The following is a 14,039-nucleotide window of genomic DNA, read 5'->3' on the forward strand; positions in this document are numbered from 1 at the left end:
TGGCCGAGGTGATAAAAAGAGGGAAGGATTCTCTCAAATCCCAGGAGAGCGATTTTTTGCTACGGAGTTTGAAGGATTCGAATTGGAGGGGAAATATGGAGATCGGATAAGGCCTTGGAATCCAACGAGTGTTTGGGCGTAACAACAGTAAAAGAGCAATTTGTTTAAAAACCTTTATATTTTAAGCAATAGAGCTTGTCATTGAATATACCAGAAAATGAGGTTGACACTTATGAATCATAAAGAGATAAAAAAGATTGCAACTGCAGTTTCTTCACCTACAGTATTAAATGATTTTGTTGAGTACGGAGGTGTTGGTGCAGCCATTGAAACTGTAGATGGTAATATCTATACAGGGATTAGCATAGATACAGCTTGTTCCTTGGGTTTTTGTGCAGAGCATGCTGCAGTTGCAGACATGCTGAAACATGGTGAATATCAAATAAAAGCTATTGTAGCAGTTGACTCGGAAGGAAATGCTGTTCCGCCATGTGGACGGTGCCGTGAGTTGATCAGTCAGCTTTCAAAAGAAAATTTAGAAGCTGTTGTAGAGGTTGAAAATGACACGTTTGTTTTATTGAAAGAGATTTTGCCGTATGACTGGAAATCTAATCGAGGTAGAAAGTGGTAATAGGTCACTAAGTATCTATTAATTTAACAATACAGAAAAAGGGATACCAAAGATTTTACGATAAATACCTGGAATGAAATAGCGAAAATGGCATCTAGAAAAAAGAGTGTCCTTCACTTTATATCTTCATATATACGTTTTTTCTTTAGTTCGTGGAAAATGATGTTTGAAAAAATAATGTTGTATACGTAGTTTTAGTTTATTTTTTTGGAGATTATATATGAAAACAATTGCAGTTTACTGTGGTTCTTTTAAGGGAAATGATTCCATCTATATGAAGGAAGAAAGGAATTTAGGGAAAACTTTGGTGGATAATGGATTAAACCTTGTTTATGGAGGAGCAACGATGGTTACATGGGTGCAGTTGCTGATGCTGTGATGGAAGCAGGTGGTAAGGTAATGGGTATTACCTGAAAAGTTAAAAAATGTTGAAATAATACATCAACAACTATCCGAACTTCATGTCGTTAACACTATGCATGAAAGAAAGGGCATAATGGCAGAGTATCTGAAAGGTTTATTGCATTGTCTGCTGGTTCTGGTACTTTAGAGGAATGGTTTGAAGTATTTACTTGGGCTCAACTAGGATAACATAATAAACCTTGTGCATTACTTAATATCAACAATTACTATACACCAATTTTATCTCTTTTCGACCATATGATCGACCAAGGATTTATAAAATCGCAGTATTAAGATTTAATAGTCATTGACAATATAATTCAAATGAGTTAGTAAAAAAACTTAAGGATTACAAAAGTCCTATATATACATAAATGGCAATAATAAAATTAAAATAACTTTAGAAATTATAAAAGAAAGAGGGAGAAGTCTTGGAACAGCTGCTAAAAGAAATTAAGTTACTCAGTGAAAAAGAACCAAAAACGTTAGAGCAAATGGCATTAAAGCTATCAGAGGAAGTTGGCGAAACCTCTCAAGCTGTACTATCTTACTTAAAAGTAAGCGGAAGTGAGTACAAACAATTAGGAATCGGAGATGTAAAAGAGGAATGTATTGATGTTATTTTAGTAGCCTTAGCTATGTTTTACAAATTATCCGAGAACGATAAAGAATTACAGGAGTTAATTAGTAAAAAGTTGGATAAGTGGGAAAGCAAAATCAGTTAACGAATTTTGATCGTTTAGTAAAAAAGTAAAAATTATAATATACCTTCTTTAACGGAAGCATTTGTTCCTTTGTCAGGAACACTTCAGAATCATTTGAAATACTTAGGGTCCTTATGTCTAACCGTGATGTGGGAATTAAACGACTCGTTAGCACGATTAATCAATTAAACCGTTGGGTGGATATCGTCTTTCCTGAACTCAGGCAAGTATTTAAAGACATGACTGCTAAAGGGGTAATCGCCACACTTCGTTTATTTCCATCTCCAATGGAACTGCGTTCCCTGAAACCTGATGATGTTGTTTCAGGATGGAAATCCATAATGAAAAGGCAGCCTGGATTAAAGAAAGCTTAATTACTTCTTCAGTTAGCTAAGAAATCTGTCGGTACAAGACAAGCACTTGAAGCGTATAAGTTTCATTTGGAACAATTATTAGAGAAGTATAATCTCGTATTCTCACAACTCGAAAGAGTGGAACAAGAGGTTAAGGATGTATTAAAACAAATACTTTTTGCCAAGAAGCTGCTTGCCATTAAGGGAATTAGTGAAATTTCTTTAGCCGGATATTGGGTGAAGCAGGAGGTCTAAGTGGTTTTTCACACGGTAATTCTTTACTTCGGCACGCTGGGTTTCATTTGGCTGAAGCAAGCGCTGGTAAGTGGAAAGGTCAAATTGTCATCTCTAAGAGAGGGCGATCTAGGCTAAGACGTTTTCTTTACTTAGCCACCATGAGCCTTGTGATGAATAACACGGAATTTTGAGCTATTCACTCCCATAATGTTAAGGTTAAAAAAATGAAGAAAATGAAATCGATTATGAAATTGGTAGGAAGCTAGCCAGTATATTTGTTGAAATAGCACGCAGAAACGAGGCTTATTGTGCAGATAAAGTTCAACCTATTACTGAACTGGTTGCATAGTTTTAAAGGGGGATTTTTTAATTAGGTTCTCGAAAGAGAACCTTCATAAACTAATCTTCATAGACTTTTTCTTTTTATGAATGTTGACTTATTCGTAGGATTTCAAATATGTACGGATCACCAGACTTATCCAAAAAAGGCACTAACCCATAAGGATAGCATAACTGGCTTCCACCCCTTGGATAGGCATGACGAAGGAATGATAGGGCAATTGACCCGTTGAAACATGGGAGGGAAAGCCTCCAGGGGCGGTGTGGAGAATGTGTATTATATGGTAAAATGCGGAGTTTTGTACAACTCCTTTATTTAACTATGCCTTCACGAAATCTTCAGGTCCTGAAATCACTCCATTTAACCGTGACTTACAATCAAGGGTTAGGAAATCCTGCGAATAAGTGAGCATTCGAGAGATATTCGCATCAAACTGAGGGAGGTTCATTAAGGATTAGTGTAGAGTTGACACAAACTGTGCAATTTTTTTCGTCTAGAAACCCATTTTATTATTAGTATACACTCCCGTTTATTGGTAACTATTTTTATTTCCAAAATAGTTACCTTTTTTTGTTTGAGCAAGAGAACTTTTATTTATTAATTTTTTTCCCGTCAGTGGCACGTAAAAAGTTATTTGATGCTTTTATTGAATGTAATTTTGATTTTGATTTTAGTGAAACGAATCCTCTAGATGTATGAGTGATCAAGTAACCTAAAGTTTCCGAATACCAAATATCTCCTTGTACAGACTGTTTAATCATTTCCCAAGTTTTCAATAGTATCCCCCCGAGACCTTAAAAGATTATATTCAGTTCAGAATTCTTTATTTACTACACGGTTTGTGCATCCTCGTAAAAGCTATACAAGTTGTTAAGGTGAAAAAACACAGACGCTAGTCCTTTATACAAAAAACTCTCGGTTTCCTCAATCCGAGAGTTTTTTGTATAAAGGATATTTTTAGATGCACATTTATTATATGCATTTTTTAAAATGATGCCCCATCTATACTAAAAAAAGGCGTTAAAATAAAATGGAAGGATTGTTATTAAAGTAAATAAAATATTTCATTTAGAAATAGGGTAAATCCTAATTTAAAAGACTAGTGACCATCCATTGACATAGGTTTCTATCGAACATAAAGATGCACAGTTCGAATAAACTATCCTCCTTTAGTTTTATAAAAAATGGTTGCCGAAGCAAACTAGTTATTGAAATGAAGCACACGATTAGTCAGAGTATGCTGCTGCGTTAAAGCTTTCAGGGCCAGTACGCGTTGGCGCACCCGCTACTCCTCCTTCTTGTATAAATCGATAGTTAGAAATGCTTACGCTGCCTCTGAGAGGCAGTAGAGATCCTTTATCATATCCTGCTCCTTAAAATAGGCCTTCTTTTTACAAATACCATGCAATACTTTCAACAATTTACCACAGAGTACAACCATCGATTGCTTTCCGCGTAAGGGGTTTTGTTGGCGTGTTGTGTAATATTCATGAAGCTGTTTAAACCCCTCGTTGTGACGAATGAGTGGTACTATTACTTTGAAAAAAATATATCTAAGTCGCTTTCTTCCTTGTTTGGAGATATGTTTTTGTCCCTTATGTTGACCAGATAAGTTTTCACGTAATGTTAATCCCGCTAGTTTAATCAATAGGAGTGGATTTTCATAAAGTGAAAAGCTTCCAACTTCTGAAAGCAAATCAACAATGGTTGCATCTCCAGGAACTGAAGCCAGCAACTCATATTCCATAATTGCTTACAACATCTTAAAAACAGGAGAACTCTATCATGAACTAGGCTCAAATTACCTTGAAGAAAAACAAATGAACAAAGAATTAAAAATGATAGAATACCTAAAAAAGAAAGGAAATACAACAATCCCTCCATCTGAACCACAAACTGCATAACCAATCAAAATAACGACACAGTGTTCAAGTCCTTCAAAAAATTAGAATATGGTGGGCTTATTTTAGTATGGTCTTTTACTAATGTGTTATCATACAAAAAGTGAATTTGCCGTTCCTTAATTCGAAGTATGAAATAAGATAATTAACAAGGGGGTGGACAACCTCTTAAGGACTGTCTAGAAAAACATTAAAAAAGAAGGGGGTGGGTCTAAATGGCGATAATTAAACCTTTTATGGCTTCCAGAAAGTTTACTGCCACAATAGGAGATGGTACAGGTACTGGGGCGACATTTGCAATTGCAGCAACAACCTTTACGGATGATGCTGGTGCAGCTGCAACCGCATTTCCAGGTTCATTTGCTTATTATGTTTTATATATAAATGCTCAGATTCAAACAGCTGATACCTCAACCCTTACTACTACTACTATAACTATTCCAGGTGGCGATGCACTTGATGCTGCAACTCCAATTGTTGTTGAAGTTGTAGTCAACTAATACTCATGATTGCCAATGAAAAAATGCCGGTAATCAATTGGTTTGGTGATTATCCGGCATTTTGTTCATTGGATGCGTAAGAACTTTCTACTTTTTCTTTATCCATAAATTATTACAAATTGAAGAATAATAGGGGATCCAGATAGGGGTAAATCGTTAGAGAATGTAAGTTTTCCCTGTTCTACGATGTAATTTATATTTGGCTGTAATATTCCATTTATAAATAAGTTTATATAAGATACGCTGTTTGGATTAAGAATCCCAGAGCTTCCGTATTTTAATACGCCATCTCGATTGGTATAAATCCTTTTTATACCGTCAGAGATTGCAGTATATTGAAAAGTTTTTACCTTTAAAATGTTAATTGGATTTGGGTTTTCCCTCACTGGATAAATATTAGGACAACCTCTTGGCGGACTTGGTGATATACAATTATTTTTATTACACAGTCCTGTTTTCTTTTCCTTCTGGTACATGCTATGATAACCGATTAATTTCTTAGTCATAACTTTCTATTAAACCCTCCTTTTTGGATAATGATGTTCCGAAATTCTCTGTATTTGTTCTGTACTTCCTTACACTTTATATATTCATTTCTATTGGTTTAGGTATGGGTTCTACAGCCTCTATAATTTTCACTTCATACACATTTTTTTACTCTTTCCGACTTTTCACTTCTTTTATCTTCAAGCTTCCCGTTCCCTCCATTTATACATACAACCTAATTTCTACTTCATCCATCTATACTCCTTCAGCCGACGACTGCTAAGCCGTGTAAGTACAGAAGACCAAAACCTAGATAGATTGAAGAACTCACAAAATAGGTTAGACGAAATTGTGAAGGATTGTACTTAAACTACCATGAAAATAGACTTCTGGAATCTAGGGGAAAAGGCAATACTTAAGAAGACGAAGCTCATTGTTTTTTAAAAAAGGGGAGAGTGCCTAATTTACTGATTTATTGTAGGTAAGTGGACCTTGGTAGATAAAGGCCCTTATTTTTGTGCAATTGCTCAAATTATCAATAAAAATATTCTTAATGGATATCTTAAAAATGTTATTTATAAAAAATAAAAAGGAGCCAGAGTTATGCGATTACCCGAAGACCTAAAAAATTTATTAGAAATAAATCCAGCTAGACATAAAACAGAAGGCCTGAATTTAGATCCATGTTTTTCACATCTTATCGTACATAAGGAAATACAAGGGGATAAAGTATTTGTACCATTAGATTTGACGAGAGTTTGGAATCGTTTATAACAATAAAATTGAGCAACCGTCTGGATATAAAACGGTTGCTCTTATATTTTTTCATGTATTTTTAATTACTTCTGATGAAGGGTTTAAGATATAGAATATGGATAAACTTTAAAGGTATAAAAAGCTCTGTTTTCACCATTCTAAAAGAGTAAAAACCTTTTAGAAAACAGGAGGCGTTATTCATGACAGTAATCAATGATGTTAATAAAACTATTGCCGGTTTGAAAAGTGCTCAGGCTAGCTTCGAAACCTTTTCACTGGGTACAGACAACGAACAAGCAAAGCAGCTTTACCAAGATGCTGCTAAACAAACTCAATCCGTTATAGACAGCATTGAACCACGTATTCAACAAATCGAACAAGAAGAACCCCAATACAAACAATAATAAAGTAAAAGCTAGGAAAGGAAGGTTGGTTGAGTATTAACCAACCTTTTTTACCTTCAATGAGAATAAACAAAGGGTGATCTCATGAAAGAATTGGTATTATCCCCTACAGGTAGACAGAGTAAAAAAGAGAGCATTATAAATTGTTCTTAACAGTCTATCTGGGAGGGGATTTTTAGATTTGAAGGCACTCATTTATTGGGTGCTTTTTATTGAAAGGTAATTACCTCCTTTTGTCGAAATGAGTAGATGGAAGGAGAGGGTCATAAGGAAGTGGATATGTTTCCTATAAGTAAGATGGTATCGAATCTAAAGCCACTTAAAGTAAATTTACTTTCAAAGTGATTTCAGCAAAAAATAGCGGAACAATCCAGTAATACTAGGAATGAGGAAATCCAAAGAGCAAAAAGAATGCTGGAATTACAGGAAGAAAAAGTTGAACAAAATAAACAATTTAATAAGATTAGGTGAGATTGAAGCTGGTTTTTTAGAAAACACTAGTGAAGATACATCGAACCTTGTAAACTTACTTAAGAACTTGGAACAAATAAATAAAACAAACGGAACAATTACTGAGGCAAATATGTTGTTAATTTTTCAATATCGTTTAGACGAAATTATTACTACCGCAAGTCCGGCTAATATTAATCAACTTTTCTTAGAGGAAGTTAAAAAACAAATTTTTGAAAAAGGTATTGGTTTTGTACTTCAGTTTTTTATTACAGGGCTTAAAGTATTAACGATTAATAGCGGATCATAGGCATCTCATTACGAGTTGCTTTTTATTTTGGAGAAGGTGAGAATGGGTAAAGATGGTTGAATAATGAAGGTAAGTTGCATGTGGACTCAATCAAGGTACAAGGTGAACGAAAGAGTGTAGAGCTTAACGTTCATCATAAGTATGAGATTGAACACTATCCTCAATTGGCTTTGGTATTAGATAACCCTGAAACCCTATGCCTTCAATGTTATAACAAGATGCATGAAGGAGTATTCGGTGAAAAAAGAAAGATGGGATGATGAGATGTGGTAACAAAATCCGGTTCAAAAACTTTTGCATATTTTATTCAACCTGGGGAACGGGGGAGGGGGGAATATGGCATCTGAAATTGAAAATTTACACGAACAATTAATGAGTAAAATTGATACTGAAGACTTGATGGAAGTGAAAAAGGTGCGACGCTATATTAAATTACAGGAAATGGATTTTGCACGACAGTTCTTTTTTGATTTTTAGCAAAAATGACCGTGTTTTTTACAGAAAGCATTTATGAATCCTTGGCCGCGGCGGTGGAAAGAATGGTTTGATTTCTGTCATCACGCATTTCTTAACGAGTACTTTACACGTTATACGATAATATAACGTTTCTATTGTTGAAACAGTGAGGAGCAGGCAAAGACTTCGTTCGACGAAACATATGGTGTTATTGGTCCGTGCAGCACGTTAAAAGGAATGCAGGCCCGTACCAAAGAAAAGATTCACGAATAAAAAACGGAATCGGTTTTAAAATACCGAATGTCAAACGGAGAAACGAAAGATGGTTTGCGTGACGGGGCCGTTGTATTTGATGAAATACATCAATTTGAAAGTAATAAAGATGTCAGCGTACACATTTCTGGTTTAGGGAAAAAGGCCAATCCACGGAACTTTACATTGGTACTGATGGATGGGAAGCCAGGTCAAGGTACGGGACGATATACAATACTCTTTATTCTTATCGTTTTAAAAACGCCAACTCCTGACGTTACCCCTATTAGATAAAGTAAGAGCCTGGCTATAACTAGCCAGGCTCTTATTATTAATCATGTTCTATATAGTGCAAGACTTTTGGATGACTATCATAGAAGCGTCTAAGCATTGAGTCCCATTTCTTGAATTTAGCACTCCCTACGAAACCATCCAGATGATCTTTTAAACCATTCCAATGAACAACGAGTATAAAATGAGTTGGTTCTCTTTATTTCGAAGTAGTTTATGAGATAAGTGCCCCTCAGAACTGCTTAAAATAGGGAATGCTTTGTTAATTGTCTGAACAAATTCTTCTACTAACTCTTCTTTAATAGTTAACTTCGTGTTATATTACCATTCGTTCATTAACTCCTTATTTTTTTAAGAAACGTTTTACTCCCTCGACAGCATAATCATGATCAAGTTGAGGTGTAAGCCCTGCTACTGTTACAGTTCCAATTACGCCTATGCCTTTAATGCGAATAGGGAAAGAGCCGCCTACAGCTTGATAATCTGATGATTGAAGAAGGGAGCTTTCATCATGAGTCGTTCCTTGCTCTTCGAATCTTGCTCTAATATAATGGGAGCTTCTGTTGTAATGATCCACTATGCGTTTTTTTCGATATAGCCAGAATATATTTTCTTCGGATGTACCATCCATTAGGTGTGTGAATAAAGGTACTCGATTACGTTCAATATGAATAGCTACTGCTTTATTATTTTCTTTTGCATAATCAATTAATGTCATGCCCAGATTTAGAGAATCTTCATTTGTAAATGTATCAAATTTTAATTCGTTTTCTACGTTATCAAGTTGTTGTAAGTTCATAAATAAACTCTCCCTTAAAATAAATTTTGTTTTTTATCTAATTTATAATTTAGTACGGATAGAAGAAATGCGAATGCCACCATAATGGCACCAATCCATGCCGTATCTAAATATGTTAAATGGTCTACTGCTACACCACCTAAGGTAGATCCTGCAGCGATCCCTACATTAAAAGCTGATATATTTAGTGCAGAGGCAATATCTTTTGCAGAAGGTATTAATTTTTCAGCAAGCGTTACAATGTATGCTTGAACACCTGAAGACATCATAAATGCAAATAAACCTAACAAAATAATAGATATGATACTTAATCCTTTACTAGGTAGTAGTACCATTTGTAATATAAGTACAATACCTTGGAATAAAAATACAAAACGTAACGATTTAACAGGATGCTGGTTTGCCAATTTTCCACCTACTATGTTTCCAATTGCTACGGCAACCCCATAAACTAAAAGTAACAATGAAATAGATCCTGATGAATAGCCACTAATTTCTTGGAGAATAGGGGCGAGATAGGTAAACAATGTAAAGGTTCCACCAAATCCTAGGGCAGTCATTAATAATGCGAGTAAAATACGTTGATTTTTCACAAGTTGCCCTACATCATTTAGAGTAGGGGGATTTGTTTGTCTGTTCACTTTATCAACGGCAAATACATTTACAATTAGTCCAATAATGCCGAGTACAGTTACCGCACCGAATGTAGCGCGCCAACCAAAGTGTTGTCCAATATAAGTCCCCATTGGAACACCTGCAATGGTTGCGACTGTTAATCCAGTAAACATAATTGAAATAGCTGTTCCTTTTTTGTTTTCTGGTACGATATCGGCAGCGACTGTAGCTGCAATAGCAAAAAACACACCATGAGCGATAGCAGTAATAACCCGTGAGATCATTAATATTTCATATGTTTCGGCAATGACTGACATTGCGTTACCCAATATGAAAATCACCATTAAGATGAGTAAAAAGCCTTTTTTAGGAATGCGCCCTGTAATAGCTGTTACAATCGGAGTTCCAACAGCTATAGCTACTGCATAACCAGAAATTAAAGTACCAGCTTTTGTCACAGAAATAGATAGATCATCAGCGACAGTTTGAAGTAAGCCTACAATTACGAACTCGGTTGTACCGATAGCAAATGCACTAATAGCCAAAGAAAGTAAGGCGATATATACTTTTGTTGACATGCCTTTCATATTTACCACCTCTATAATAATGATTTTTTTCCATCAAAGCATTTTCGATATACGCAAACTACATTGAATAAGTTTTTTACTTAAAGCTTTATCTAATTTTTTATTCAACCGAAGGGCTGGACCAGCTATCGCAACTGCTGAAATCATATTTCCCTCAAAGATGACAGGAGCAGCAATACAGCGTAAACCTATTTCTGTCTCTTCGTCATCTACTGCGTATCCTTGCTTACGAATGACCTTTAGGTGTTCTTTTAATAAATGTAAGTCTTCAAATGTATTTTTTGTATTTTGCACTAATGTTAATTCTTTAAGGATTTTTTCGAGCTTGGTTTTGTCTAAAAAGGCTAATATGACTTTTCCTAAAGCGCTTAAGTGGACAGGAGCCCGGTCACCAACCTCTGAGTGCGCCCTCATAGAATGATGTCCGTCAACAACTTGTGCTGTGACTACATCCGTTCCATAAAGGATTCCAACATAGGCCGTTTCTCCAACTTCTCTACTCAACTCATGTAAAGGTGGAACCGATAACCAATTTACTTTTGAGTTATAGGAAGTGGATAAAGGTCCCATCTTATTAGTAAGACTATAGGAATTATCAATTTTTTTGACATAGCCCATTATTTCAAGGGTATATAACAAACGAAAAGCCGTTGATTTATTAAATGAGAATGTTTGTATTACGTCGCTAAGTGTCATAGCTTTTTCCTGTAAAGCATCTAAAATTAGAAGTCCTTTTTTCAATGTAGCTACTTCGTATTGCTCCAATGGATTCACCTCTCTTTCGTACGTTGTTCATAATAAAATGTTGAGAAATAAAAATCAAAAAATGAATAAAAGTTTCTATAATTGAAACAAATCCTTAAATAAACGATAGTATTTCGATATTCACCTTTTTAGATGTAGTATTCACAAAATATGAAATGAATTATTTATCTTGTAGAGCAGCGAGGGGAATTACACAGGATACTTCTTAAAGAAAACAATTCAAATAGGAAATTTATTGTGGTAGCCGTCGGCTACTATTTCCGTTTTTCTTTAAGCTATCGTGTTGTACTTGAAAATTTGCTTAGTGTTGTTAATCCGCATATTCCTGACTGTACTCCTTATAGACTATAGTGGCAGCATTCCTGTAATAACTGAAAATGAGGTTTGAACGAAAAAAGACCTCTTGATAAGATGAATGTGTCCTAAGCTGGCCAGCTGAAAAAGGACAAAAACATCTATTTGGAGGCCTCATAATGAATTATAACCAAAATCATAAAATCTCTCAAATTACTTCTGAAACCTTAATTGTCGGAGTAGATATCGCCAAGCACAATCACGTCGCTAGAGCACAAGATTTTAGAGGATTGGAACTAGGTAAAACGTGTTTCTTTGAAAATACGAAAGCAGGATTTCATTCGTTTCTAGATTGGATTAACCAACTTGTTAAAGGCCGTAAGTTAAATGAAGTTTGTAGGCATGGAGCCAACCGGTCACTACTGGTTAAATCTAGCTCATCTTCTAAAAGAGAATAATATTAAGTTCGTATCTGTCAATCCACTACATGTTAAACGAAGTAAAGAATTAGACGATAATTCACCTATAAAGAATGACGTGAAAGATGCAAAAGTCATCGCACAATTAGTCAAAGACGGAAGATACGCCGAACCAACAATCCCACAAGGAATTTATGCAGAACTCCGAGTGGCCAAAAAACTTCGCGATCTTCTCAACGTTGACTTACAGGTCGTTCAGGGACAAGTTCATAACTGGCTTGATCGTTACTTTCCCGAATTTTTGACAGTGTTCAATAAATCCCTATCCTTGAGGAGTAATGCCGAGCTTACATAGATAACGGTTAAAGATATGACTATGAAATCCTAAGAATTCTAGAGCAATCGTGAGATTGTGTTTAGTTTATTGAGGGAGGTTAGTTGCAAAAGGTTATATATGCATTAAGGTAGAATATAAGTGAAAAAGTTAAAAAATAAGGGGTGTTTTTTTGGCGAAAAATATTGGGGATGATTTTTTTAAACAAGTAGTAAAAAGAATTTGTGAAATTAAAAATATTCATCCCCAGAAACCTAAATTTGAAGTTATCGATAACTTAATGGTTATTAGTATAAAGAACCATTTAAAAGATGGAGTAGACTTAGATTGTTTCAATATTTTAAATCTGATTTACGGAATAATTGGACCTTTAGGGATAAGATTCAATCAACAAATGTACCTCTATCCAAATTCGGAAAGACTGGCTAGAGTAACTGTATCTTTTAAAAAAGAAGATTATGATGATTTAAATAGAAAAATGAAAGAATTTTGTGAATAAATGTACTTAAGCTAACGGGTGCGTTAGTTCAATAGGAAAGTGGCTGCCCTAATGAAGATAATTGGAGAAGATAATATGAAGATAGATATGGTATTTGATTATGAGATGGGTAATGATTTAGCTTCAAATATACAAGAATTGTTAAGCGAATGCTTTCAAGAAGACTTTCCAAAAAACAGAATTTATTTTAAACAATTACCTCATTTTAGATTTGTAGCTTTTAACGAAAAAAATCAACTTGTAGGACAGGTAGGAATAGATTACAGAGTGATGAATCTTAACGGAGAGCCTATAAGAGTACTTGGTCTAATTGATTTATGTGTCTCCCAAAACATTCGCTCACAGGGGATAGGCTCGATGTTACTCTTAGAAATTGAACAGTTTTGTTGCAATAGAAATATTGATTTTTTATTGTTATTTGCTGACAACAAAACGTTGTATTTAAAAAATGGATACAGGTCAGTTACAAACAAATGTAAATGGTTAAAAATCGACCATGAAAGTCAAATTACAAGGGGTATAGGTTATGAAGAAATTGAGGGATTAATGATTAAAGAAGTTGGTAAGTATGATTGGCGCGAAGGAGATCTAGATTTTTTAGGCTATCTTTATTAAGCTAACGGAGCTTTACTTAAAAAACTAGGGTGATGCAGCACCTTTTTTATGGAACTCCCTCAGTTTAATAGATAATGCTCACGAATACTCGCTTATTCGCAGGATTTCAAACCACATGGTATAGGTTGCTTTAGATGAATGAAAGAGATAGGACCGTTTTGATAAGATGAGGGCAGATTGAAATAGGGGACCTGTTTAAAATCCCATATTATTACATATACTGCACGCATTCTCCACGCTGCCCCTGGAGGCTTTCCCTCCCATGTCTCAACGGGTCATAATCCTATGCCCTTTCATTCCTTCGTCATGCCTATCCAAGGGGTGAAGGCCGGTTTTGCTAACGGAACGGGTCATTGCCCTTTTGTTCATTACATCCAGTACTTCGTGCTTTCTTTGAAATCCTACGGATAAGCCAACTTTCGTTAAATAACAATGTGAATGTAAATTTACGCTGCTAGTTGTTCAAGTGGGAAGATCATTTCCGGTTTATAGACAGAGCCATTACGAGCTATCCCTACTAGGATACGGGCGAGCTTTCCACAAAGTTTCATGATGGATTTCATTTTCTTAATCTTCTTCACTTTAACATTATTCGAGTGTAGGGCTTTAAACTCAGGGTTATTCATCACCAGACTCATG

General features: G+C 35.2%; 16 protein-coding genes and 6 pseudogenes. 15 read left to right on the forward strand and 7 right to left on the reverse strand.

Translation table 11 applies throughout. From position 1 onward, the window contains the following. The first annotated feature begins 232 nt into the window (after positions 1–232). From N0M92_RS27210 to N0M92_RS27230, 5 genes and pseudogenes are all read left to right on the forward strand, one after another. Entirely contained in the window at positions 233–631 is a 399-nt protein-coding gene (locus N0M92_RS27210) for a cytidine deaminase family protein (RefSeq protein ID WP_260288743.1), read from the forward strand. A 220-nt stretch (positions 632–851) separates the two neighbouring features. Then, positions 852–1,010 (forward strand): LOG family protein, encoded by a 159-nt coding sequence (locus tag N0M92_RS27215; RefSeq protein WP_260288744.1) that lies wholly within the window; start codon positions 852–854, stop codon positions 1,008–1,010. A gap of 146 nt (positions 1,011–1,156) precedes the next feature. Then, positions 1,157–1,327 (forward strand): annotated as a pseudogene (locus tag N0M92_RS27220) (LOG family protein). 137 nt (positions 1,328–1,464) lie between these two features. Continuing rightward, a complete protein-coding gene (locus N0M92_RS27225; RefSeq protein WP_260288745.1) occupies positions 1,465–1,758 on the forward strand; it encodes a MazG-like family protein in 294 nt (97 codons plus the stop codon). A gap of 65 nt (positions 1,759–1,823) precedes the next feature. Continuing rightward, positions 1,824–2,676: pseudogene (locus N0M92_RS27230) on the forward strand (transposase); the annotation flags it as partial. A 581-nt stretch (positions 2,677–3,257) separates the two neighbouring features. Here the strand turns inward: N0M92_RS27230 and N0M92_RS27235 are convergent. After that, complete coding sequence (locus N0M92_RS27235) at positions 3,258–3,443, reverse strand: hypothetical protein (RefSeq protein WP_260288746.1); 186 nt, start codon at positions 3,441–3,443, stop codon at positions 3,258–3,260. Positions 3,444–3,991: 548 nt separating this feature from the next. Next, positions 3,992–4,414 (reverse strand): annotated as a pseudogene (locus tag N0M92_RS27240) (transposase); the annotation flags it as partial. Positions 4,415–4,783: 369 nt separating this feature from the next. On the opposite strand from N0M92_RS27240, the gene N0M92_RS27245 reads away from it, so the two are divergent. After that, positions 4,784–5,068, forward strand: a complete 285-nt coding sequence (locus N0M92_RS27245; RefSeq protein ID WP_260288747.1) for a DUF4183 domain-containing protein — start codon at positions 4,784–4,786, stop codon at positions 5,066–5,068. Positions 5,069–5,166: 98 nt separating this feature from the next. On the opposite strand, the gene N0M92_RS27250 is transcribed toward N0M92_RS27245, so the two are convergent. Then, positions 5,167–5,574, reverse strand: coding sequence for a DUF4183 domain-containing protein (locus N0M92_RS27250; RefSeq protein WP_260288748.1), 408 nt, complete (start codon positions 5,572–5,574; stop codon positions 5,167–5,169). Between the two features lie 583 nt (positions 5,575–6,157). On the opposite strand from N0M92_RS27250, the gene N0M92_RS27255 reads away from it, so the two are divergent. The 6 genes and pseudogenes from N0M92_RS27255 to N0M92_RS29565 form a co-directional block, all read left to right on the forward strand. Beyond that, positions 6,158–6,328: a hypothetical protein gene (locus N0M92_RS27255; RefSeq protein ID WP_260288749.1), complete on the forward strand. Its 171-nt coding sequence runs from the start codon at positions 6,158–6,160 to the stop codon at positions 6,326–6,328. A 182-nt stretch (positions 6,329–6,510) separates the two neighbouring features. Then, a complete protein-coding gene (locus tag N0M92_RS27260) occupies positions 6,511–6,714 on the forward strand; it encodes a DUF1657 domain-containing protein (protein ID WP_260288750.1) in 204 nt (67 codons plus the stop codon). Positions 6,715–7,150: 436 nt separating this feature from the next. Next, entirely contained in the window at positions 7,151–7,474 is a 324-nt protein-coding gene (locus tag N0M92_RS27265) for a hypothetical protein (protein WP_260288751.1), read from the forward strand. A gap of 80 nt (positions 7,475–7,554) precedes the next feature. Next, positions 7,555–7,734, forward strand: a complete 180-nt coding sequence (locus N0M92_RS27270) for an HNH endonuclease (protein ID WP_260288759.1) — start codon at positions 7,555–7,557, stop codon at positions 7,732–7,734. A 76-nt stretch (positions 7,735–7,810) separates the two neighbouring features. After that, complete coding sequence (locus N0M92_RS27275; RefSeq protein ID WP_260288752.1) at positions 7,811–7,951, forward strand: hypothetical protein; 141 nt, start codon at positions 7,811–7,813, stop codon at positions 7,949–7,951. A gap of 252 nt (positions 7,952–8,203) precedes the next feature. After that, positions 8,204–8,385, forward strand: a pseudogene (locus tag N0M92_RS29565) (terminase large subunit domain-containing protein); the annotation flags it as partial. A gap of 431 nt (positions 8,386–8,816) precedes the next feature. Here N0M92_RS29565 and N0M92_RS27285 read toward each other — a convergent pair. Genes N0M92_RS27285 through N0M92_RS27295 form a run of 3 tightly spaced genes read right to left on the reverse strand, consistent with a single transcriptional unit; the run spans position 8,817 to position 11,239 of the window. After that, complete coding sequence (locus N0M92_RS27285; protein ID WP_260288753.1) at positions 8,817–9,272, reverse strand: heme-degrading domain-containing protein; 456 nt, start codon at positions 9,270–9,272, stop codon at positions 8,817–8,819. 14 nt (positions 9,273–9,286) lie between these two features. After that, complete coding sequence (locus N0M92_RS27290) at positions 9,287–10,474, reverse strand: MFS transporter (protein WP_260288754.1); 1,188 nt, start codon at positions 10,472–10,474, stop codon at positions 9,287–9,289. 33 nt (positions 10,475–10,507) lie between these two features. Then, positions 10,508–11,239, reverse strand: coding sequence for an IclR family transcriptional regulator (locus N0M92_RS27295; protein WP_260288755.1), 732 nt, complete (start codon positions 11,237–11,239; stop codon positions 10,508–10,510). Positions 11,240–11,712: 473 nt separating this feature from the next. Here N0M92_RS27295 and N0M92_RS27300 point away from each other — a divergent pair. The 3 genes and pseudogenes from N0M92_RS27300 to N0M92_RS27310 all read left to right on the forward strand — a co-directional run. Then, a pseudogene (locus N0M92_RS27300) lies at positions 11,713–12,268 on the forward strand (IS110 family transposase); the annotation flags it as partial. Between the two features lie 190 nt (positions 12,269–12,458). Continuing rightward, entirely contained in the window at positions 12,459–12,785 is a 327-nt protein-coding gene (locus N0M92_RS27305; RefSeq protein ID WP_260288756.1) for a hypothetical protein, read from the forward strand. Positions 12,786–12,836: 51 nt separating this feature from the next. Beyond that, complete coding sequence (locus N0M92_RS27310; RefSeq protein ID WP_260288757.1) at positions 12,837–13,400, forward strand: GNAT family N-acetyltransferase; 564 nt, start codon at positions 12,837–12,839, stop codon at positions 13,398–13,400. 446 nt (positions 13,401–13,846) lie between these two features. On the opposite strand, the pseudogene N0M92_RS27315 reads toward N0M92_RS27310, so the two are convergent. Then, a pseudogene (locus N0M92_RS27315) lies at positions 13,847–14,039 on the reverse strand (IS110 family transposase); the annotation flags it as partial.

Source organism: Peribacillus aracenensis (assembly GCF_025175645.1).
GTDB lineage: Bacteria > Bacillota > Bacilli > Bacillales > DSM-1321 > Peribacillus > Peribacillus aracenensis.

Bases quoted from the DNA above. Each gene is read 5' to 3' on its own strand.
- N0M92_RS27290 (WP_260288754.1), bottom strand. From the start codon at position 10,474: ATGAAAGGCATGTCAACAAAAGTATATATCGCCTTACTTTCTTTGGCT.
- N0M92_RS27310 (WP_260288757.1), top strand. From the start codon at position 12,837: ATGAAGATAATTGGAGAAGATAATATGAAGATAGATATGGTATTTGAT.
- N0M92_RS27260 (WP_260288750.1), top strand. From the start codon at position 6,511: ATGACAGTAATCAATGATGTTAATAAAACTATTGCCGGTTTGAAAAGT.
- N0M92_RS27255 (WP_260288749.1), top strand. From the start codon at position 6,158: ATGCGATTACCCGAAGACCTAAAAAATTTATTAGAAATAAATCCAGCT.
- N0M92_RS27210 (WP_260288743.1), top strand. From the start codon at position 233: ATGAATCATAAAGAGATAAAAAAGATTGCAACTGCAGTTTCTTCACCT.
- N0M92_RS27250 (WP_260288748.1), bottom strand. From the start codon at position 5,574: ATGACTAAGAAATTAATCGGTTATCATAGCATGTACCAGAAGGAAAAG.
- N0M92_RS27285 (WP_260288753.1), bottom strand. From the start codon at position 9,272: ATGAACTTACAACAACTTGATAACGTAGAAAACGAATTAAAATTTGAT.
- N0M92_RS27215 (WP_260288744.1), top strand. From the start codon at position 852: ATGAAAACAATTGCAGTTTACTGTGGTTCTTTTAAGGGAAATGATTCC.
- N0M92_RS27275 (WP_260288752.1), top strand. From the start codon at position 7,811: ATGGCATCTGAAATTGAAAATTTACACGAACAATTAATGAGTAAAATT.
- N0M92_RS27245 (WP_260288747.1), top strand. From the start codon at position 4,784: ATGGCGATAATTAAACCTTTTATGGCTTCCAGAAAGTTTACTGCCACA.